Source organism: Achromobacter sp. ACM04 (assembly GCF_014851465.1).
In the GTDB taxonomy this organism is placed as follows: domain Bacteria; phylum Pseudomonadota; class Gammaproteobacteria; order Burkholderiales; family Burkholderiaceae_B; genus Achromobacter; species Achromobacter aegrifaciens.
Map to the genome: position 1 here is coordinate 406,981 of NZ_JACUZS010000004.1, position 20,663 is coordinate 427,643.

Below are 20,663 nucleotides of genomic sequence, written 5' to 3' on the forward strand. Positions count from 1 at the left end.
TTTATCAGTATGAGTTGGGCGTGTCGCCGACCGACTCATGGGTGACCTTGCCGCGCATGACGCGGTAGACCCAGGCGGTGTAGACGGTCACGATGGGCAGGAAGATGGCGACCGCGATCACCATGATCCATAGCGTCAAGTGGCTGGAGGATCCGTCCCAAATGGTCAGGCCGGCCTGCGGCTTGGTCGACGAGGGCATGATGAACGGGAAGAGCGAAAAGCCCACCGTCAGGATCACGCCAGCGATCGACACCGACGACGCCAGGAACGCCAGCACGTTGGCGCGCACGCTAAGCAGCAGCGCCACCAGGACGGCGCCGCCCACGCCCAGCGCGGGCGCGATCCACATCAGCGGCCATTTCGCGTAGTTGGCCATCCAGGCGCCGTTTTGCACCGTCACGGCCTTGAGCATCGGGTCCGACGGACCGGCCATGTCCACCGCGCTGGTGATCACGTGGCCAGGCAAGCCGCTTGCCACCCAGAAGCCGCCCGCCGCGAACAGCGCCGCGGTCAGCAAGGCGCACAGCCTGCCCCAGTTGCGGGCGCGCGACGAGATCGGGTCTTCCGTGCGCCAGGCCAGCAACACGGCGCCGTGCATGGCCAGCATCACCACGCTGAGCACGCCGGCCAACAACGCGAACGGCATGAACAATTGGTAGAAGTGGCCTTCATAGATCGGACGCAAGGTCACCGGATCGAACGTGAACGGCACGCCCAGGATGATGTTGCCCATGGCCACGCCGAACACCAGCGAAGCCACCACGCCCGAGAAACAGAGCACGCCGTCCCAGCGGTTGCGCCAGCTGGTGCCTTCCATCTTGCTGCGGTACTTGAAGCCGACCGGCCGCAGGATCAGCGCGATCAGCACCAGCATCATCGCCAGATAGAACCCGGAGAACGACGCGGCGTACAGCAAGGGCCATGCCGCGAAAATGGCGCCGCCCGCGGTGATGAGCCAGACCTGGTTGCCTTCCCAGACCGGTCCCACCACGTTGATCACCACCCGGCGCTCGGCGTCGGTCTTGGCCACCACCGGCAGCAGCGCGGCCACGCCCAGGTCAAAGCCGTCCATGACGGCGAAGCCGATGAGCAACGCGCCCAGCAGCACCCACCAGACCACGCGCAGCGTGCCGTAGTCGAAAGGAATAAGAGTATCCATCGCTGTCTCTCCTTCAGGCCCGCACGGCAGCGTGCACAGGATCGGCGGCGGCAGCGCCGGGCGCCGGCCCATCGGATTTCGGTCCCTTCCTCACGGCGTGCAGCATCACCTTCACGCCGATGATCAGCAGCACCGTGTACAGCACCAGGAATATCGTCAGGCTGATCGCCAGGTCGACGATGGTCAGGCCGGAAGCCGCGTAGTAGGTCGGCAGCACGCCTTCGATCACCCAGGGCTGGCGGCCGTATTCGGCAACGAACCAACCGCTTTCGATGGCGACCCAGGGCAGCGGCAGGCTCCACAACGCCACCTTGAGCAGACCGCGCCGGCTGTCCAGCCGCCCGCGCGAGGCCAGCCAGAAGGCCACGCCGAAGAACAGGATCAGGTACATGCCCACCGCTACCATGATGCGGAACGCCCAGAACAGCGGCGCCACGTTGGGCACGGTATCGACGGCGGCCTTTTTGATGTCGTCTTCGGTGACCTTGCTCATGTCGGGCTGATAGCGCTTGACCAGCAGCGCATAGCCCAGGTCGGGCCAGGTCTTGTCAAACACCATGCGCGCGTCCACGTCCTTGGGATTGGCGCGGATCTTCTGCAAGGCGTCATAGGCCACCATGCCATCGCGGATGCGGTTTTCGGCGCGGCGGATCAGGTCGTCGATGCCCAGCAGCGGCGTGGTGAGCGAACGCGTGCCGATGATGCCCATGACGTAGGGAATCTCGATGGCGAAGTCGTTCTTGCGCTCGGCCTGGTTGGGGATGGCGATCAGGTTGAAGGACGCGGGGGCCGGCTCGGTGTGCCACATGGACTCGATGGCCGCGATCTTCATCTTCTGGTGTTCGGTGGTGAGGTAGCCACTTTCGTCTCCCAGCACCACGACCGACAGCGCCGAGGCCAGACCGAAGCTGGCGGCGACCGCCATCGAGCGCTTGGCCAGGTCGATGTGGCGGCCCTTCAGGAGGTACCAGGCGCTGATCGACATGACGAACATGGCGCCCGCGACGTAGCCTGCGCTGACCGTGTGCACGAACTTGGCCTGCGCCACGGGGTTGAAGATCACCGCGGCGAAGTCGGTCATCTCCATGCGCATGGTGTCGGGATTGAAGATCGAACCGACCGGATTCTGCATCCAGCCGTTGGCGATCAGGATCCACAGCGCCGAAAAATTGGTGCCGAACGCCACCAGCCAGGTCACGATCAGGTGGCTGACCTTGGACATGCGGTTCCAGCCGAAGAAGAACAGGCCGACGAAGGTCGCTTCCAGGAAGAAGGCCATCAGCCCTTCGAGCGCCAGCGGCGCGCCGAAGATGTCGCCTACGTAATGGCTGTAGTAGGACCAGTTCATGCCGAACTGGAACTCCATCACGACGCCGGTGGCGACGCCCAATGCGAAGTTGATGCCGAAGAGCGTGCCCCAGAACATCGTCATCCGCTTCCAGATGGCGCGGCCGGTCATGACGTACACGCTTTCCATGATGGCCAGGATGAACGACAGGCCTAGCGTGAGGGGGACGAAGAGGAAGTGGTAGAGCGCGGTCGCGGCAAACTGGAATCGCGACAGATTTACGACGTCGAGATCAATCATTGGGTCGCTCCCAAGCAGTTGAGGTGCCGCGGCAACCGGCATGGTTCCCAGGCCGTCTCTCGCGCCATGTTACGGGCGTTGCATACAACTTCATAGAGGTTTCCTGAAAAATCGGGGCGGATCAGGCTTAGCCCTTGCCCCGCAATTTGCCGGCGAAACCCAGCACCTTCTGCACTTTCGAACCGAGCTTCATCAGGTTCTGCAGGGTTTCTGGCGGCAGTCGTTGAACCTCATCGAACCATCCGGTGGACAGTTCGATGAGCTCCAGCATGTCGTTCATGCGTTGTTGCGCGTATGCCTCATCCGGACCCGACGGGGGTTCCAGCAAGGTGTCCCGCAGCAGGGTCAGCGTGGGATCGATTTCGCGCTTGCGCTTTTCTTCCATCAGGATGCGGAAGATCTCCCAGACGTCCTTGGGAGTTTCGAAGTAGTCGCGGCGGTCGCCGACCTGATGCATGAGCTTGACCAGCCGCCAGGACTGCAGCTCCTTCAGCCCCAGGCTGACGTTGGAGCGCGAGAAGCCGAGGGTTTCGGCAATGTCATCGGCGTTCAGCGGCTTGGGCGACAGGAACAGGAGGGCGTAGATCTGGCCGACCGTGCGGTTCACGCCCCACCGGCTGCCCATTTCGCCGAAATGCAGGACGAATCGTTCGTTTTGGGGAGACAGGGCCATGGGTTGCGCTACGCCGGCAAGGCCAGGACGCGTCGCCCTGGCCGATAAAAACAGTTACACCGATTTCAGAAAATTCTGGAATTTCCGAAATTATCAAACAATCCATGCGAAAGCGCAAACCACACCGGCGGCAGGGGGATGATCGCAAGACATGATGTCGCGGCAGTGACAGACGGCTTCCGCGGGCTTGGCAAAAGCCGCGGACAAGCGCAAGCGGCCACCAGCCGGTGAGCTGGTGGCCGCTGGAAAAGGGGAAAAAGAAGCGTTAGCCGGCCTTGACGGACACCGCCGCCGACACCCGCTTGGCCTTGGCGCGAGCCGCCGCCACGTCCTCGGCCACGGCCAGGCCCACGCCCATGCGGCGCTTGACGAAGGATTCGGGCTTGCCGAAGAGACGGAGGTCGGTGCCGGGTTCGGCCAGCGCTTCGGCCACGTTGTGGAACGAGACCGCCGCGGCCTCGACCCCGCCGTAGATGACGCTGCTGGCGCCGGGCTGGCGCAGGCTGGTATCCACCGGCAGTCCCAGGAACGCCCGGGCGTGGAGTTCGAATTCGTTCTGGACCTGGGTGATCATGGTGACCATGCCGGTGTCGTGGGGACGCGGGCTGACTTCCGAGAACCAGACCTGGTCGCCGGCCACGAACAGCTCCACGCCGAAGATGCCCAGGCCTCCCAGGTTGGAGGTGACCGCCAGTGCGATGTCCCGCGAACGTTGCAGCGCGGCGGGAGACATCGGGTGCGGCTGCCAGCTTTCCACGTAATCGCCGTCGACCTGCTTGTGGCCGATGGGTTCGCAGTAGCGGGTCTCGACCTGGCCGTCGGCGCCGCGGGCGCGCACGGTCAGCAGGGTGATTTCGTAGTCGAAGCGGATGAAGCCCTCGACAATGGCGCGCCCGCCGCCCACCCGGCCGCCCTCCTGGGCGTAGCGCCAGGCGGATTCGACGTCGTCAGCGCTCTTGATGACGGATTGGCCCTTGCCCGAGGAGGACATGACCGGCTTGATGACGCAGGGATAGCCGATGCCGCCGTCGATGGCCGCGCGCAGTTCTTCTTCGGTGTCGACAAATCGGTACGGCGAGGTCGGCAGCCCCAGGGTTTCAGCCGCCAGCCGGCGGATGCCCTCGCGGTTCATGGTCAGCTGGGCCGCGCGCGCGGTCGGCGTCACCCGGGCCACGCCCGCCTCTTCCAGCTCCACCAGCAAATTGGTGGCAATGGCTTCGATTTCGGGGACAATAACGTGGGGCCGTTCCTGTTCGATGACCTTGCGCAGGGCCTGCGGGTCCGTCATCGAGACCACATGCGCCCGGTGCGCCACCTGGTGGCCCGGGGCGTCGGCATACCGATCCACGGCAATGACTTCCACGCCCAGCCGCTGCAGGGCAATGATGACCTCTTTGCCCAATTCGCCGGACCCGAGCAGCATGACGCGGGTGGCCAAGGGGGACAAAGGCGTGCCAAGGACGGGGCTGGAAATGCTGGACATGGAGCGGGCCTGGAAAAAAGTTGGAAAGCCGTTGAAATGACCCGCCAGCATGCCATACGCCCTTTCCGGGGGCAAACCCGCATACTGATATTAAAATCCACGTATGACTGACCATCCCACAACATCGTCCGAGACCGCGCTGGCATCTGCGCGCAGAACGCTGCAGATCGAATGCCAGGGCCTGATGGACCTGTCCGCCCGGCTGGACGACAGCTTCACGCAGACCGTCGCGATGCTGCTGGCCTGCCGCGGCCGGGTGGTCGTCAGCGGCATCGGCAAGACCGGCCACGTGGCCCGCAAGATCGCGGCGACCCTCGCCTCGACCGGCACGCCGGCCTTTTTCGTGCACGCCGCCGAGGCCGTCCACGGCGATCTGGGCATGATCACCCAGGATGACGTCCTCATCGCGATTTCCTATTCCGGCTCCGGTCAGGAACTGCTGACGATCCTGCCTGTCGCCCGCCGCATGGGCGCCAAGCTGGTCGCCATCACCGGCAATCCGCAGTCCGAACTGGCCCGGCTGGCCGACATCCACCTGGACGCCAGCGTGGCGCAGGAAGCCTGCCCGCTGAATCTGGCGCCCACGGCCAGCACCACCGCTGCGCTGGCCCTGGGCGATGCCCTGGCCGTCGCCTGCCTGGAGGCCCGCGGCTTCGGCCCGCAGGATTTCGCCCGTTCGCACCCGGGCGGCGCGCTCGGCCGCCGCCTGCTGACCCATGTGCGCGACGTCATGCGCCAGGGCGACGCCCTGCCCATCGTCATGGCCGGCACCCCGGTATCCCAGGCGCTGGAAGTCATGTCCGCCAAGGGCATGGGCATGACCGTCGTAACCGACGCGCAGCGTCGCCCCCTAGGCATCTTCACCGACGGCGACCTGCGCCGCCTGATCGCCCGGCAGGGCGACATCCGCAGCCTGACCGTCGAATCCGGCATGACGCGCTCGCCCCGCAGCATCACTCCCGACGCGCTGGCCGTCGAGGCGGCCCAGCAAATGGACAAACTACGGCTCAACCACATGCTCGTGCTGGACAGCGACGGCGTTCTGCTCGGCGCCCTGCACATGCATGATCTGATGGCCGCCAAAGTGGTATGAATATGACTCTTTCTGTACCCGTGACGCATCCGGCCGAAGCGCTGGTCCTGGCCCGCATCCCCGCCGGCGTGCGCGAACGCGCCGCCGCAGTGCGCCTGATGGTGTTCGACGTGGACGGCGTGCTGACCGACGGCAGCCTCTATTACGGCGACAACGGCGAACTCCAGAAGCGCTTCAACGCGCTGGACGGCCACGGACTGCGCCTGCTGATGGAAGGCGGCCTGAAGGTTGCGCTGATGACCGGGCGCTCCGGCCCCATCGTGGCGCGCCGCGCCGCCGAGCTGGGTATCGCCGAGGTCATCCAGGGCGTACGGGACAAAGGCGGCGCCCTGGCCGAACTTGCGCAGCGCAGCGGTGTCCAACTGAACCAGACCGGCTACATGGGCGATGACGTCATCGACCTGCCGGCCCTGCAGCGCGCCGGCTTCGCCGCCAGCGTGCCGAACGCGCCGGGCTACGTCAGCCAGGCCGCCCACTGGGTCTCCACGCACACCGGCGGCAACGGCGCCGTGCGCGAATGCTGCGACCTGCTGCTGGCGGCCCAGGGACGCCTGGGCGCCTTCCTGGCGGCGCCTGGCCTGCTTGGCCCGGGCGCCATCCAATGACCGCCAGGACAACCCATACGCCCTTGCGGCAGACCCGATGAAAGAACGTTTTCCCTCCCTGATCGCGCTGTTCCTGCTGCTGGTGCTGGTCGCCAGCTCGTGGTGGGCGGCGGATTACGCGCAGCGGGCCATCCAGACGGATCCGCCGCGCCGCGTCACCCATGAAATGGACGCCTGGTCGCGCGACTTCGTCATGCTGCGCACCGACCCGAACGGCAAGCCCATCAACCGGCTGGAAGGCGACTACGCCGAACATTTCCCAGATGACGATTCCTACCATGTGACCTCGCCGCGCGCCGTGGGCCAGCGCGAGGACAACCCCATCACCGTGGCCGTCTCCAAGACCGCCGTGATGGAGCAAGGCGGCAAGCGCATCGTCATGAACGGCGACGCCCACGTGCGCCGCCAGCCGGACGCCAATAACGACCTGCTGGACGTGCGCAGCCAGCAATTGATCATCCTGCCCGACGACGACGTGGTCTACACCGACCTGCCGGCGGAAGTCATCAAAGGCCGTTCGCGCATGAACGGCACGGGCATGCACTACAACAACAAAACGCGCCAACTGCAGGTTTCGGCATCGACCGATGTGGAAATTGCCGGTTCCGAAGGCAGGCAGCAACGCCGGACCGAAATTCCCGCCAACAACACTGACCAGAAAAAACCATGACCGACCTCCGGATTCTCCTTGCCCCGACGACCCGCTTGCTCGGCGCCATCCTGCTGACGGCCTCGGCACTGGCCCCGGCCCATGCCGCGGATCCGGCGCCCAAGGCAGCGACGCCGGCGGAAGAGCCCAGCACGCTGATCCTGTCGGACACCCTGCACTACGACGACGTGAAGAAGAAGAGCGTCTTCACCGGCAACGTCAACATGACGCGCGGCCTCATGACCCTGACGTCCGACGTGCTGGAAATGAACGAAGACGCGCAAGGCAACCAGTACGGCACGGCCACCGCCAACAAGGGCAAGATCGTGACCATCCGCCAGGAACGCCCGGAAACCTTCGAGCTCATCGAAGGCACCGGCCTGCGCGCCGAATACGACGGCACCAAGAGCACCTTCGACCTGATCGGCCAGGCGGTCGTGATCCGCTACGTCTGTGGGAAACCGTTCGATACCATTCGCGGCGAGCGGGTACGCTACAACGAGAAGACCGGCACCTACGAAGCCCATGGCGGCCCCAACTCCGCCGCGGCCGGCGGCCGGGTCCGTTCGGTGGCTGAACCGCGCGCCAAGTCGGACGCAGCCATCGCCGAATGCCGCAAGCAGCAGGCAGCCAAGAAGGGGCGTTGAACGCCTCCCATGCAACACCACTCGCAGCCACGATGAACCAACCTTCAGTGCCGACTCCGGTAACCTCCGCGCCCTCGGGCGTCAAGCAGGGCAGCCTGCGCGCAACTGGTTTGCGCAAGACCTATAACGGCCGGACCGTGGTGCAGGACGTATCCCTGTCCGTGGTCAGCGGCGAAGTGGTGGGCCTGCTCGGCCCCAACGGGGCTGGCAAAACCACCAGCTTCTACATGATCGTGGGCCTGGTGCCCGCGGATGCGGGCCGCATCGAGATCGACGGCTCCGTCATCACTTCGATGCCGATCCACAAGCGCGCGCACATGGGCCTGTCGTACCTGCCCCAGGATGCTTCCGTGTTCCGCCGCCTGACGGTGGAACAGAACATCCGCGCCGTGCTGGAACTGCAATTGGGGCCGGATGGACGTCCGCTGTCCACGCCCAAGATCAACGAGCAGATGGAATCGCTGCTGGAAGAACTGCAGATCGGCCACATCCGCAGCAACGCCGCGATCTCCCTGTCGGGCGGCGAACGCCGCCGCGTGGAAATCGCGCGCGCGCTGGCCACCAGCCCGCGCTTCATCCTGCTGGACGAGCCCTTCGCCGGCGTGGACCCCATCGCCGTGATCGAGATTCAGCGTATCGTGCGCTTCCTGAAGGGCCGCGGCATCGGCGTGCTGATCACCGACCACAACGTGCGCGAAACCCTGGGCATCTGCGACCGCGCCTACATCATCAGCGAAGGCAAGGTTCTGACTGACGGCCATCCCGATGAAATCGTGGGCGATCCCGCCGTGCGCCGGGTCTATCTGGGAGAGCATTTCCGCATGTAATGCGGCCCTGGGGAAGACCCCTAGGCGCCGCCTGCGCAAAGCCGCATGCACCCTGGGGCCTCAGCCATAAAAATGCCATGAACTTGCGCTAGGTCAGCTTGTTTTATCGGCCCGAGTCTATACACTAGTACTAAACGAACCCGCTCAATCAAGGAGAACGCCTAACGAATCAGCCGCGCTTTTTGCGCACCCTTTTTTCCTCTTTTAGAAGGAGAGCACACTATGAACCTGAGCATCTGCGGTCGTCACCTCGACGTCACCCCGGCCATCCGGGAATATGTCATGAACAAACTGGCGCGAGTGCTGCGGCATTTCGATCACGTCATCGATACCCAGGTCATGCTCTCGGTAGAGCCCCTGCGGCATAGAGCCGAAATCACCATGCGTCTAAGCGGTAAGGACATTCATTGTGAAGCAACCGATGAAAACCTCTATGCAGCCATAGACCTTCTTGCTGACAAAGTCGACCGTCAGGTCATCAAGCACAAGGACAAGGTACGAAGTCACACGGCGGAGTCCGTGAAGCGGCAAGCGGCAAATCTAACGCCACCCCAGCAGTAACGCGCTTCATGAGCACTCGCACTGCGAGACTAGCTAAACAGCGATTCTAGAAATCCTGCCTGAGTCCCGGTGTCCCGCTAGACGCAACGTCCAGCTGGGGCATCGGCAAACTTCCCCTCCTTGTAGTACCTCCCGCAGTACCCCCCCTTATTTGTCCCCCATTCCCGGTTCCGCCGGCGATTCCGTTTTTCCAGGTTTCCGACGCTTTCCCCAGGGCCAGCCCCGCCGCCGGGCGCAAGAATGCCCACAATCCGCCGCTATCGGTCTATGCTGTCGCTCTTGCCGCCCCATGATGCGACCGAGCCGAGGACGCATCTCAGAGGCCGATTATTGCAGTGCGTCATATAACCATATAATGACCCGATGAATCATTTGTCGCGCATCCTACCCGCCGGCAACGTCGTGCTCGATATGCTCGCAACGAGCAAGAAACGTGCGTTCGAACAGGCCGGCCTTCTCTTTGAAAACAACCATGGCCTGGCGCGCGCGCTCGTCTTCGACAGCCTGTTCGCCCGGGAACGCCTGGGCTCCACCGCGCTCGGGCAGGGCGTGGCGGTGCCGCATGGCCGGGTGAAGGGCCTGGAACAGGCCCTGGCGGCCTTCATCCGCCTGGCCCAGCCCATCACTTTCGATGCGCCTGACGGGCAGCCCGTGTCGATGCTGCTTTGCCTGCTGGTGCCGGAAACGGCCACGCAGCAGCACCTGGACATCCTGGCCGAACTGGCGCAGCTCATGTCGAACAAGGCCTTGCGCGAGGCCCTGGCCACAGAGCCCGATCCCGCTGTCGTCCACAAGATGCTCACGACCGGCCAACTCTGAACTCCACGCGGAAGCGCAGCCATGCTCACGGTGCAGGAACTCGTCGACGACAACGCCGACAAAATCCCCTTTAACTGGATTTCCGGCCAAGGCGCCGCGGACCGCGCAATTCCCGACGACGGCATGTCGGCCGCGGACCTCGTCGGCCACTTGAACCTGATCCATCCGTCCCGCATCCAGGTGTTCGGACAGGAAGAGCTGGCGTACTACACCCGCTTCGACCTGCGCCGCCGCATGCATCACATGGACGAGCTGCTGATCGGCGGCGTGCCCGCGATCCTGCTGGCCGACGGCCTGACCCCGCCGCAAGACCTCATCGACCAGTGCGACCAGCATCAGGTGCCGCTGCTCTCCACGCCGGTGGCGGCGGCGCAGTTGATTGACCTGCTGCGCATCTACCTGGGCAAGAAGCTGGCGCCCACCACCACCGTGCACGGCGTGTTCCTGGACGTGCTGGGACTGGGCGTGCTGATCACCGGCGAATCCGGCCTGGGCAAGAGCGAACTGGCGCTGGAACTGATCTCGCGCGGACACGGCCTGGTGGCCGACGATGCCGTGGAGTTCTCGCGCACGGCCCCCAACATGATCGAAGGCCACTGTCCGCAGCTGCTGCAGAACCTGCTGGAAGTGCGCGGCCTGGGCTTGCTCGACATCCGCACCATCTTCGGCGAGACCTCCGTGCGCCGCAAGATGCGCCTCAAGCTCATCGTGCACCTGGTGCGCGCCACCGCACAGGACAAGTTCGAGCGCCTGCCGCTGCAGGACATCACGCAGGACATGCTGGGCCTGCCAGTGCGCAAGGTCATGCTGCAAGTGGCCGCGGGCCGCAACCTGGCGGTGCTGGTCGAGGCCGCCGTGCGCAACACCATCCTGAAGCTGCGCGGCATCGACACGCTGGGCGAATTCATGGAACGCCAGGCCATGGCGATCCTGCAAAGCAGCAAGTAGGCGCACATCGGCCGGCGGCACCTTGAGCCTGTATGAAACTCTGGCCGCCGAGATCGCCAAGTCGATCCGCGACGGCGTATTGCGCGCGGGCGACAAGCTGCCCTCCGTGCGGGACGCGTGCGCGGCGCGCGGCCTCAGTCCGTCGACGGTGTTCCAGGCCTACTATCTGCTGGAAGCGCGCGGCCTGATCCGGGCGCAGCCGCGCTCCGGCTATTACGTCAACGCCCCTGCCGCATCCCTGCCGCCCGAACCCGGCGCCTCCAGTCCGGACGGAGAATCGACGGAGCTCGCGATCAGCGAACGCATCTTCGACATCCTCGGCTCGGTGCGCAACCGCGACGTGACACCGCTGGGCTCCGCCTTCCCTTCCCCGCTGCTGTTTCCGCTGCCGCGGCTGGCCCAGGCCATGGCCGTGCACCTCAAGCGCCAGGATCCGCTGGACACGGTGGAAGACCTGGCGCCGGGCAATCCCGGCCTGCGCCGCCAGATCGCGCTGCGCTACCTGATCGGCGGCATCAACGTGCCGGCCAGCGACATCGTCGTCACCAACGGCGCGCTGGAAGCGCTGAATCTCTGCCTGCAGGCGGTCACGCAGCCCGGCGACACGGTCATGGTCGAGGCCCCCACGTTCTATGGAGCCTTGCAGGCGCTTGAGCGCCATGGACTGAAGGCGCTGGAAATACCGACGCATCCGCGCACCGGCATCGACCTGGACGCGATGCAGGCCGCCATCGAGCGTCATGCGCCGCGCGCCTGCTGGCTGATGACGCAATTCCAGAACCCGCTGGGCAGCCTGATGCCCGATGAGAAAAAGCGGCAACTGGTCCAGCTGCTTGCACGCCACGACATTCCGTTGATCGAAGACGATGTATACGGCGAGCTGTATTTCGGATCGGTGCGCCCGGTACCCGCCAAGGCCTATGACACCCAGGGGCTGGTGCTGCATTGCTCGTCGTTTTCGAAGTGCCTGGCGCCGGGCTACCGCATCGGCTGGACCTCGGCCGGCCGCTACACGCAACGCGTGCAGCGCCTGAAACTGTCGTCGACGCTATCGGCGTCCGGCCCCGCCCAGGGCGCCATCGCCGAATACCTGGAGCAGGGCGGCTATGACCGCCACCTGCGCCGCCTGCGCGAAACGCTGCAGACACAGCAGCAGCGCATGGCCGAGGCGATCGCCCAGGAATTCCCGGCCGGTACGCGCGTGACGCGTCCGCAAGGCGGGTTCTTCCTGTGGCTGGAACTGCCGGCCGCGGTGGATGCGCTGACGCTCCATCGCCAGGCGCTGGCGCGCGGCATCAGCGTGGCGCCGGGACCGATCTTTTCGGCCAGCGGCCAGTTCGGCAGCGCGCTGCGCCTGAACTACGGGCATCCTTGGGACGCCGCTGCGCAGGCCGCCATCCGCGTGCTGGGGGAGTTGGCGCGCGAGGCCTGCGCACAGGCCGTCAAAGCGCGCTGATTCCGCGTCAGTTCAGCGTCGATGCGGCGCGCGCCCGCTTGACTTCCAGCGGTGTCACGCCGCCCGCCTCATTGCCCCAGCTATTGCGGATGTACGTCACCAGCATCGCGATGTCGCCGTCGTTGAGCAGTTGTCCGAAGGGCGGCATGCCGTGCGGCCGCGGATTCGCCGCCGTGGCCGGCGCGTAGCCGCCATCCAGCACCATGCGGATCGCGTTGACGGGCGACGGCGCCGTCACGGTCGGATTGCCGGCCAGCGCGGGCCACGCCGTGCCGCTGCCTTCGCCCGCGGATTGATGGCATTGGACACATTGCTGGCGGTAGATCTTGCCGCCCAGCTCCATGGCCGCCGGCGCGACAGCCGTCCGCGTGCGTTCCGTTGAGGCCGCCGTGGCGGGCAGGGATTTGATGTAGACGCCGATGGCCAGCGCGTCAGCGTCGGTCAGGTGCTGTGTGCTGCCCAGCACCACTTCGGCCATGGGCCCGCTGGCGCTGGAATGCTTCGAAATGCCAGTCTTGAGCAAGGCCGCGATGTCTTCGGCGGACCACCTGCCCATGCCGGTTTCCATGTCGTTGGTGAGCGGCGGAGCGTACCAATCCAGCACCGGAATCACACCGCCGGCCAACGGGTCGGCCGAACGCAACGCCCCCAGGCTATTGCGCGGCGTATGGCAGGCGGCGCAATGCCCCAGCCCTTCGACCAGATAGCGGCCGCGGTTCCACTGCACCGATTGCCCCGCGTCGGCCTCCTGCACGCCCGGCTTGAAGTACAGCGCGCGCCAGGCGGCCAGCAGCGCCCGCTGGTCATAGGGGAATTCCATCTCGGGCGGCCGGTTGGGCTGGTCCACGGGCGCCACGGTACGCAGATAGGCGTACAACGCGTCGGAATCGGCGCGCGTCACGCGCGTGTATTCGGTGTAGGGGAAAGCGGGATACAGCAACGTGCCGTCGCGCGATTTGCCGTTGTGCAGCGCCTGCCAGAAATCATCCGCGGTCCACGCGCCTATGCCGGTTTTTTCGTCGGGCGTGAGGTTCGGGCCGTAGACCGTGCCGAACGGCGTGGGGATGGGCGTGCCGCCCGCCAGCGCCTTGCCGCCGCGGCTGGTGTGGCAGGCCATGCAATTGCCGGCAAGCGCAAGGTAGCGGCCGCGCTCCACCAGCGTCGCGGTATCGGCCGCGGCCGCGGCGGGACCGGTGCTGGCGTCGTCGCGCGTACCGAACCAGTAGAGGCCGCCGAGGGCGACGACCGCGAGCAGCAACAGGAGGGACAGGACTTTCTTCATGATCGACATCCGGCCTCTCCCTTACCGTTGCGCCTGGCTGCCGCATTCCGCGGGCAGGCGTATCGAACCCGCGGCCTCTGGCGCGTAGGGTTCCACGACGGGTTGCGAGGACAGCCACGCGGCCAGCGCGCCGATGTCCTGGGGAGTGAGTTTGTTGGAGATGTCGGCCATGCAGTCCGGCTCGGCCGCGCGGCGCAGGCCGTTCTTCCAGCTGCCGATCTGCGAACCGATGTAGTCGCGCGGCAGCCCAAGCAAGCCGGGAATGGCGGGCAGCACGCCGCCCAGGGCGGCGCCGTGACAGGCGGCACAGGCGGGCAGGCCGCGCGCAGCATCGCCGCTCAAGGCCAGCTTGCGCCCGGCTTCCAGCGTGGCGGCGGAGACCTCGGCGCGCGTCGGCGCCGGATACGGCACATGTTGCGAAGAGAAATACGCGGCGATCTCGCGCAGGTAGTCGTCGGGCAGCCCGGTCAGCAGGTGCGTCATGGGTCGGTACTGACGCCGGTCGTCGCGGAAATTGAGCAACTGGTGGTACAGGTATTCCTGCGGCTTGCCGGCCAGGCGCGGATAGTAGCCATCGGCGCCGGCCTTGCCCTGCGCGCCATGACAGGCCGTACAGGCGGCAACCCGGGCGTCCATGGTGTCCGGACGCAGGATTTCCTGGGGCGCGGGCTGGGCCGGCGCGGGCGCTGCGAGGAAGGCGGCAGCCACCCCAAATAGGGAAATTGCCCAAAAACGCGGCAGTGAAACACTACGAAAGGAAATGAAGGCTAACATCTAGGTCGAATTCCATTCCCCCGAAACGCATGACGGCGGGGCGCGTATGTGAATCTGTCGAGTATCCGGCCCCCAGCTTACGCCAGGGGGACCAAAGCGGTACAGGCGCAGATTGGCAGTTTACGGCCATATCAGATGTCATCCCGCCGGCATCGTCCTCGAAAAGCGTGCCACAATCATGTCCATGTTGAAAGTCGTCCTCGTCACCGGCATCTCAGGCTCAGGCAAGTCCGTCGCCCTGCGCATGCTTGAGGACGCAAGCTATACCTGCGTCGACAACCTGCCGGTGCGGTTCCTGACCGAGTTCATTGCCAACGCCCGGGATGACGGCATGGAGCGCGTAGCCGTCGCCATCGACGTCCGCTCCCCCGGCGAACTGGCCGAATTGCCCGACGTAGTCACCGCGCTGCGCGCCATGGGCACCAGCCTGCGCGTGGTCTTCCTGGACGCCAGCACGGAAACGCTGGTGCAGCGCTATTCCGAATCGCGCCGCCGCCACCCGCTGACCGACCGTCTGCAGCATGGCGGCAAGACCCCGACGCTGTCCGAGTGCATCGCCCTGGAACGCGAACTGCTCGCGCCGCTGCGCGAGCAGGAACACGTCATCGACACCTCGGACCTGACGCCGGGCCAGTTGCGAGTCTGGATCCGCGACCTGATCAAGGCCGACCGCGCGCCGCTGGTGCTGACCTTCGAATCCTTTGCCTACAAGCGCGGCGTGCCGCGCGACGCGGACCTGGTGTTCGACGTGCGCTGCCTGCCCAATCCCTACTACGACCGCGACCTGCGGCCGCTGACCGGCCGCGACGAGCCCGTGGCCGCCTGGCTGGCGGGCTTTGACCTGGTGGGGCAGATGATCGACGACATCGCCGGTTTCCTGAACCGCTGGCTGCCGCAATACACGCAAGACACCCGCAATTACCTCACGGTCGCCATCGGCTGCACCGGCGGCCAGCACCGTTCGGTCTATGTGGTCGAACAGCTGGCGCTGCGCTTTGCCGACCACGACCCGCTGCTGGTGCGCCATCGCACCCAACTGCCTGACGAATCCGCATGACCCTGTCCCGCCCGACCCGCCTGTTCGTGATGCTGCTGCTGGCCATTGCCGTGGCTGGCTGTTCTTCCACCGGCGGACGCAAGAAGGGCGGCGGGTATTACAAGGACGACGGGCCGGACGCGAATCCGCCCTCGAACCTGGACCAGGTGCCCGACGCGGTGCCCAGGATCGAACCCTACGCCAGCGGCGCGAACCGGCCGTATGTGGTGTTCGGCCAGCGCTACGTGCCGGACACCAGCGGCCAGCCCTACAAAAAGCGCGGCACCGCCTCGTGGTATGGCAAGAAGTTCCACGGCAATTCCACGTCCATCGGCGAGTCCTACGACATGTACGCCATGACGGCCGCCCACACCACGCTGCCGCTGCCCAGCTACGCCCGCGTCACCAGCATGGTCAACGGCAAGACCATCATCGTGCGGGTGAACGACCGCGGCCCGTTCCACAGCGACCGTATCATGGACCTGTCCTATGTCGCGGCGTACAAGCTGGGCATCATCGGCCCCGGCAGCGGCCAGGTGATCGTGGAAGCCATCCCCCAGGACGAGATCCGGCGGCTGGCCTCGCAAGGCGCGCCCGCCACGGCCGCACCCGAACCCGCATCGGCGACGGGCTCCTCGCCCGTGGCCGCGCCCATCGCCGCCGTGCCGGTGGCGCTGGCGGCAGAACCCCTGCCCGGGCCCGCACCCGGTTCAGCGCCGGTGCGCCAGCCGGCCGCAGGCGGCATCGGCAGCGTCTACCTGCAAGTGGGCGCGTTCAGCCAGCCGGCCAACGCGCAATCGCTGGTCAGCCGCATCAACACGCAGCTGGGCGCCGCAGGCGCGCCGCCCGCGTCGGTCGAGCAGTCAAATAACCTCTATCGGGTCAAGATCGGCCCCTACCCCGACCGGCAGAGCGCCTTGGACGCCGTGCAGATCGTGTCGGACCGCATCGGCATCCTGCCCAGCATCGCCTCGCAGTAGCAAGCCTTGGCAGTAGCAAGCCTCAAAAGTCAGCCTCAAGACCTATCGAGGCTGCCCGCCTACCAAGGCAGTTCGGCCTGCCCGTCGCACACGCGGCGCGCGCTAGCGCTGCGGCTGCGGTAGCGATTGCCTTCATGCGCCAGCAAGGCCTGCTTGCGCGGCAGGCCGCCGCCGAAGCCGGTCAGCGAGGTGTCGGCCCCAATCACACGATGGCAGGGAATGATGATGCTGATCGGATTGCGCCCGACGGCGCCGCCGACCGCCTGCGCGCCCTTGGGCCGCCCCACGGTGCGCGCCAGATCGCCGTAGCTGGCCAGCACCCCGAACTCCAGATCGCACAGGGCGTGCCAGACCTGGTGCTGGAAAGTGGTGCCGACGGGGTCCAGCGCCACGTCGAAGACGCGGCGCTGGCCCGCGAACCATTCTTCCAGTTCGCGGCGCGCCTGCTCCAGGATGGGATCCGAGTCCGTGAGAATCCAGCCATCCGCCGCGGGCAGCAGTTCCTGGTCGGTGAACCAGGCGCCGCGCAGGCCCTTGGGACTGGCGACCAGGCGCATGTCGCCCAGCGGCGTAGGAATGTCGCGATAGACCAGGCGTTCGTCGGGATCCGCGGGCTTGTTGGACACGATAGTCGAATACACCATGTCTTACTCCGCCGATTTCTTGCGGGCCAGCGCCCGGTTGTACAGCACGTCCCGCGGCAGGCCGGAAACCTTGGCGGCCACGCGCGCGGCATCGCGCAGCGACAGCGACTCCAGCAAGGCGTCCAGCAGCGCATCGGTGCGCGGATCGGCTTCTTCATCCGCTTCCTGTTCAGCGGGCGCGTGCGCGATCAGCACGAATTCACCCTGCTCGCGGTGCGTATCCGCGGCCAGCCAGGCTGCGCCCTCGCCCATCGGGAAGGTCGCGATCTCTTCGAAGCGCTTGGTCAGTTCGCGCGCCACGGTCAGGAGCCGGTCCGGACCGCACACTTCCAGCAGGTCGGCCAGCGTAGCCGCGAGCCGATGCGGCGATTCGAACATGACGACCGGCGCGGGCAAGGCGCACCAGGTGCGCAGCCAGCGCTGGCGCGCTGCCGCCTTGGGCGGCGTAAATCCGGCAAAGGCATAGCCCGGGTTTTCGTCGGTGGTGACGCCGCTACCCATCAGCGCGGCGATGACCGCGCTGGGACCCGGCACTGGCACCACGCCGAAGCCGGCTTCACGCACGGCACGCACGATGCGTGCGCCCGGATCGCTGACGGCGGGTGCGCCGGCGTCCGATACCAGCGCCACGCGCTGGCCCTGGGCCAACCGTTCGCAGATGGCCTGGGCCGCGGCGGCTTCATTGTGGCGGTGGGCGGCCATGAGCGGCGTGCCCACGCCCCAGGCGTCCAGCAGGGCGCGGCTGGCGCGCGTGTCTTCGGCGGCGATCACGTCGGCCCGCTGCAAAGCGTGCCAGGCGCGCAGCCCCAGGTCGCCCAGGTTGCCGATCGGCGTGGCCACGACATACAGCGTCGAGGCAGGCCAATGCTGCCCCGCCACGCGTTCAGAAACGCGGGACCAGGCATCTCCGGCAGGGGGAGGTGAGACATTTTGATTCATTGCAGCCTACAGACACGGGAAACCATGTCAGTGTAGCCGCCTATGCCCGCCACTTCCGGAGCACCCATGACGGACGACACCTTGCGACTGGCCTGCGAACTGGCCCTGGCGGCCCGCCGCCGCGCCGCCAGGCGCCGGCGCCGTTCCTCCCGCGCAGCGCCCGCGGATCGTCCGCCGCCACGGCGCTCGCCCGCCCAGCGCAAGGGCGACCACCACGAGGACGCCGCCTTGCGCCTGCTACAGTCGCGCGGCCTGGTCCTGCTGGCGCGCAATCTGCAGACCCGCGCCGGCGAGATCGACCTGGCCATGCGCGACGGCGACACGCTGGTGTTCGTCGAGGTCCGATCGCGTGGGCCCAGCCGCTACGGTGGCGCCGCGGCCAGCATCGGGCCGGACAAGCAGGCCCGGCTGGCCCGCGCCGCGGCCCACTGGCTGCCGGAGCTGGCCCGGCGCCACTGGCGCGGCAGACTGCCGGCGGCGCGCTTTGACGCGGTGGTCTTCGACGCCGGCGATCCCCAGTGGCTGCGCGGCGCATTCTGGCAGGCCTGAAGTCCGCCCCTCCCCCGGTAACGACCTGCCTAACAGTCGTTACGCCTGGACAGAACCACGCCTCGGCCCCGTGAGATAATCGCGCCCATGGATATGACCTCTCGTATGACGTCGCACTTTCGCGACGCCATGGCTGCGTGCGAACAAAGCATGAACGTCCTGGCCGAGCCGCTGGCAGTGGCGGTGGACGTGCTGTTCGGCGCCCTGGCAAACAACGGCAAGATTCTGGCTTGCGGCAATGGCGGCTCGGCCGCCGATGCGCAACATTTCATCGCCGAACTGGTGGGCCGCTTTGAACGCGAACGCCTGCCCCTGGCCGGCATCGCCCTCAACACCGACACCTCGATCCTCACCGCGGTGGGCAACGATTACGGCTTCGACGAGATCTTCGAACGCCAGGTCAACGCCTTCGGCCAGGCCGGCGACGTGCTGGTAGCCATATCCACCAGCGGCAATTCCCCCAACGTGGTGCGCGCCATGGAAGCCGCCAGCGCCCGCGAAATGCACGTGCTTGCCCTGACGGGCAAGGGCGGTGGCGTGATGGGGGAACTCATTACGCCGATGGACGTCCATCTATGTGTTCCCAGCGATCGCACGATGCGCATCCAGGAAGTCCATATTCTGCTGCTGCACGCGCTGTGCGACGGCATTGACGCTCTTCTGCTTGGAGACACCGAATGATTTCTGACGTCCGTACCGCAGTCCGCCCGTTGATGCTCGCCGCGGCGCTCTCCACCGCCGCGCTCTCGCTGTCGGCCTGCGCGCCCCTGATCGTGGGCGGCGCGGCCGCCACCACCGCGGTCGTCGTGACGGACCGCCGCACCTCCGGCATCCAGCTCGAAGACCAGAACATGGCGTTCAAGGCGCAGAGCCAGATCTCGCAGAAGCTGGGCGACACCGCCCGCGTCAATGCCATGGCCTACGGCGGCCACCTGCTGCTGACCGGTGACGTGCCCACCGAAGAAGCCAAGAACCAGGCCACCGCAATCGCCCAGGGCGTGGAAAACGTCAAACAGGTCATCAACCAGTTGAACGTCGGCCCCATCGCCTCGTTCGGCACGCGCTCCAACGACACCTGGCTGACCTCCAAGGTCAAGACCGCCCTGCTCAACACCAAGTACGTGCCGTCCGGCACCATCGCGGTCACCACCGACCACAGCGTGGTCTACCTGATGGGCAAGGTGACGCAGGCCGAAGGCGAATATGCCGCCAACGCCACCGCCGACGTCGGCGGCGTGGCCAAGGTGGTTAAACTGTTCGAGACGATCAGCCGCGAGGAAGCCATCCGGCTGTCGAATACCGGTTCCAAGTCCAACACTTCCACGGAAACCAAAGCGCCCATCGAAAGCGGCGCCGGCGCAAGCAGCGATAACGCGGCCGGCACCAGCAGCGGCGTAGAGGCCATGCCCATCAAATGAAGAAAGCCATCATCGCGTTGGCCGTCCTGGTGGCGGTCGGCATCGGCGCCTGGTTCGTCATGCGCCCCGCCCAGACCGCGCCCGACGTCACCTTCACCACGCTGGAAGGCAAGACCTTCTCGATGCAGGACCTGCGCGGCAAGGTCGTGCTGGTCAAGTTCTGGGCCACCAGTTGCGTGACCTGTGTGAAGCAGATGCCGGAAACCATCTCGGCCTACAACGAGTACGCCGCCAAAGGCTACCAGGCGGTCGCGGTCGCCATGAACTACGACCCGCCCAACTTCGTGCTGAACTTCGCCGAAACGCGCAAGCTGCCCTTCCCGGTGGCCCTGGACACCAAGGGCGACATTGCCCGGGCCTTCGGCGACATCCGCCTCACGCCCACGGCCTTCCTGATCGACAAGCAAGGCCGCATCATCAAGCGCTACCTGGGCGAATACGACGTGGCGGAATTCCATGCCACCGTGGAAAAGGCCCTGGCGGCGGGCTGAGCGCCGCAGCCCCACAAAGGACCGCCCCGACAGGGCGGTTTT

23 protein-coding genes are annotated in these 20,663 nt (G+C 66.2%); 15 read left to right on the forward strand and 8 right to left on the reverse strand.

What is annotated here, in order from left to right; all coding sequences use genetic code 11:
* Window positions 1-4: 4 nt before the first annotated feature.
* The 4 genes from cydB to purT form a co-directional block, all read right to left on the reverse strand.
* Complete coding sequence (gene cydB / locus IB259_RS23785) at window positions 5-1,159, reverse strand: cytochrome d ubiquinol oxidase subunit II (protein WP_054457758.1); 1,155 nt, start codon at window positions 1,157-1,159, stop codon at window positions 5-7.
* 13 nt (window positions 1,160-1,172) lie between these two features.
* Entirely contained in the window at window positions 1,173-2,747 is a 1,575-nt protein-coding gene (locus IB259_RS23790; RefSeq protein ID WP_119450190.1) for a cytochrome ubiquinol oxidase subunit I, read from the reverse strand.
* Between the two features lie 127 nt (window positions 2,748-2,874).
* Window positions 2,875-3,420 (reverse strand): GbsR/MarR family transcriptional regulator, encoded by a 546-nt coding sequence (locus IB259_RS23795; RefSeq protein ID WP_059378283.1) that lies wholly within the window; start codon window positions 3,418-3,420, stop codon window positions 2,875-2,877.
* Window positions 3,421-3,685: 265 nt separating this feature from the next.
* Window positions 3,686-4,903, reverse strand: a complete 1,218-nt coding sequence (gene purT, locus IB259_RS23800; RefSeq protein ID WP_054457792.1) for a formate-dependent phosphoribosylglycinamide formyltransferase — start codon at window positions 4,901-4,903, stop codon at window positions 3,686-3,688.
* Window positions 4,904-5,006: 103 nt separating this feature from the next.
* On the opposite strand from purT, the gene IB259_RS23805 reads away from it, so the two are divergent.
* The 9 genes from IB259_RS23805 (at window position 5,007) to IB259_RS23845 (ending at window position 12,508) form a co-directional block, all read left to right on the forward strand.
* Window positions 5,007-5,996, forward strand: coding sequence for an SIS domain-containing protein (locus IB259_RS23805; RefSeq protein WP_054457761.1), 990 nt, complete (start codon window positions 5,007-5,009; stop codon window positions 5,994-5,996).
* Window positions 5,993-6,601: an HAD family hydrolase gene (locus IB259_RS23810; protein ID WP_082401242.1), complete on the forward strand. Its 609-nt coding sequence runs from the start codon at window positions 5,993-5,995 to the stop codon at window positions 6,599-6,601. Before IB259_RS23805 ends, IB259_RS23810 begins: the two co-directional genes overlap by 4 nt.
* A 37-nt stretch (window positions 6,602-6,638) precedes the next feature.
* Window positions 6,639-7,271 carry an LPS export ABC transporter periplasmic protein LptC gene (gene lptC, locus IB259_RS23815; RefSeq protein WP_054457763.1) on the forward strand — a complete coding sequence of 211 codons (633 nt, stop codon included), beginning with the start codon at window positions 6,639-6,641 and terminating at the stop codon, window positions 7,269-7,271.
* On the forward strand, window positions 7,268-7,897 hold the full coding sequence (lptA, locus tag IB259_RS23820) for a lipopolysaccharide transport periplasmic protein LptA (protein ID WP_054457764.1): 630 nt from the start codon (window positions 7,268-7,270) through the stop codon (window positions 7,895-7,897). Before lptC ends, lptA begins: the two co-directional genes overlap by 4 nt.
* A gap of 32 nt (window positions 7,898-7,929) precedes the next feature.
* On the forward strand, window positions 7,930-8,724 hold the full coding sequence (gene lptB / locus IB259_RS23825; RefSeq protein ID WP_054457765.1) for an LPS export ABC transporter ATP-binding protein: 795 nt from the start codon (window positions 7,930-7,932) through the stop codon (window positions 8,722-8,724).
* A 222-nt stretch (window positions 8,725-8,946) separates the two neighbouring features.
* Complete coding sequence (hpf, locus tag IB259_RS23830) at window positions 8,947-9,285, forward strand: ribosome hibernation-promoting factor, HPF/YfiA family (protein WP_013396726.1); 339 nt, start codon at window positions 8,947-8,949, stop codon at window positions 9,283-9,285.
* 363 nt (window positions 9,286-9,648) lie between these two features.
* A complete protein-coding gene (locus tag IB259_RS23835; protein WP_006389881.1) occupies window positions 9,649-10,104 on the forward strand; it encodes a PTS sugar transporter subunit IIA in 456 nt (151 codons plus the stop codon).
* A 21-nt stretch (window positions 10,105-10,125) separates the two neighbouring features.
* Window positions 10,126-11,052 (forward strand): HPr(Ser) kinase/phosphatase, encoded by a 927-nt coding sequence (gene hprK / locus IB259_RS23840; RefSeq protein ID WP_013396727.1) that lies wholly within the window; start codon window positions 10,126-10,128, stop codon window positions 11,050-11,052.
* A gap of 22 nt (window positions 11,053-11,074) precedes the next feature.
* The gene (locus IB259_RS23845) at window positions 11,075-12,508 is read left to right on the forward strand and encodes a PLP-dependent aminotransferase family protein (protein WP_192330257.1); all 1,434 of its coding nucleotides are present in this window, start codon (window positions 11,075-11,077) and stop codon (window positions 12,506-12,508) included.
* A gap of 7 nt (window positions 12,509-12,515) precedes the next feature.
* Here IB259_RS23845 and IB259_RS23850 read toward each other — a convergent pair whose 3' ends face one another.
* Together IB259_RS23850 and IB259_RS23855 are read right to left on the reverse strand one after the other, a co-directional pair.
* Entirely contained in the window at window positions 12,516-13,799 is a 1,284-nt protein-coding gene (locus IB259_RS23850) for a cytochrome c (protein WP_054457767.1), read from the reverse strand.
* Between the two features lie 12 nt (window positions 13,800-13,811).
* A complete protein-coding gene (locus IB259_RS23855; protein ID WP_192330259.1) occupies window positions 13,812-14,564 on the reverse strand; it encodes a c-type cytochrome in 753 nt (250 codons plus the stop codon).
* A gap of 184 nt (window positions 14,565-14,748) precedes the next feature.
* Between IB259_RS23855 and rapZ the strand changes: the two genes are divergently transcribed.
* Both rapZ and IB259_RS23865 read left to right on the forward strand, forming a co-directional pair.
* Window positions 14,749-15,621, forward strand: coding sequence for an RNase adapter RapZ (rapZ, locus tag IB259_RS23860; protein WP_054457793.1), 873 nt, complete (start codon window positions 14,749-14,751; stop codon window positions 15,619-15,621).
* Window positions 15,618-16,580 (forward strand): septal ring lytic transglycosylase RlpA family protein, encoded by a 963-nt coding sequence (locus tag IB259_RS23865; protein ID WP_054457769.1) that lies wholly within the window; start codon window positions 15,618-15,620, stop codon window positions 16,578-16,580. The genes rapZ and IB259_RS23865 overlap by 4 nt, the downstream gene beginning before the upstream one ends.
* Before the next feature lie 59 nt (window positions 16,581-16,639).
* On the opposite strand, the gene IB259_RS23870 is transcribed toward IB259_RS23865, so the two are convergent.
* Together IB259_RS23870 and rsmI are read right to left on the reverse strand one after the other, a co-directional pair.
* The gene (locus IB259_RS23870; protein WP_175182291.1) at window positions 16,640-17,224 is read right to left on the reverse strand and encodes a methylated-DNA--[protein]-cysteine S-methyltransferase; all 585 of its coding nucleotides are present in this window, start codon (window positions 17,222-17,224) and stop codon (window positions 16,640-16,642) included.
* Window positions 17,225-17,227: 3 nt separating this feature from the next.
* A complete protein-coding gene (gene rsmI / locus IB259_RS23875; protein WP_192330261.1) occupies window positions 17,228-18,163 on the reverse strand; it encodes a 16S rRNA (cytidine(1402)-2'-O)-methyltransferase in 936 nt (311 codons plus the stop codon).
* A 66-nt stretch (window positions 18,164-18,229) separates the two neighbouring features.
* Here rsmI and IB259_RS23880 point away from each other — a divergent pair, with 66 nt between their 5' ends.
* From IB259_RS23880 to IB259_RS23895, 4 genes are all read left to right on the forward strand, one after another.
* Window positions 18,230-18,712, forward strand: a complete 483-nt coding sequence (locus IB259_RS23880; RefSeq protein ID WP_119450187.1) for a YraN family protein — start codon at window positions 18,230-18,232, stop codon at window positions 18,710-18,712.
* A gap of 87 nt (window positions 18,713-18,799) precedes the next feature.
* Window positions 18,800-19,393: a phosphoheptose isomerase gene (locus IB259_RS23885; protein ID WP_054457773.1), complete on the forward strand. Its 594-nt coding sequence runs from the start codon at window positions 18,800-18,802 to the stop codon at window positions 19,391-19,393.
* Window positions 19,390-20,130 (forward strand): BON domain-containing protein, encoded by a 741-nt coding sequence (locus tag IB259_RS23890; protein WP_119450186.1) that lies wholly within the window; start codon window positions 19,390-19,392, stop codon window positions 20,128-20,130. Before IB259_RS23885 ends, IB259_RS23890 begins: the two co-directional genes overlap by 4 nt.
* A complete protein-coding gene (locus IB259_RS23895; RefSeq protein WP_054457775.1) occupies window positions 20,127-20,621 on the forward strand; it encodes a peroxiredoxin in 495 nt (164 codons plus the stop codon). The genes IB259_RS23890 and IB259_RS23895 overlap by 4 nt, the downstream gene beginning before the upstream one ends.
* Window positions 20,622-20,663 lie beyond the last annotated feature (42 nt).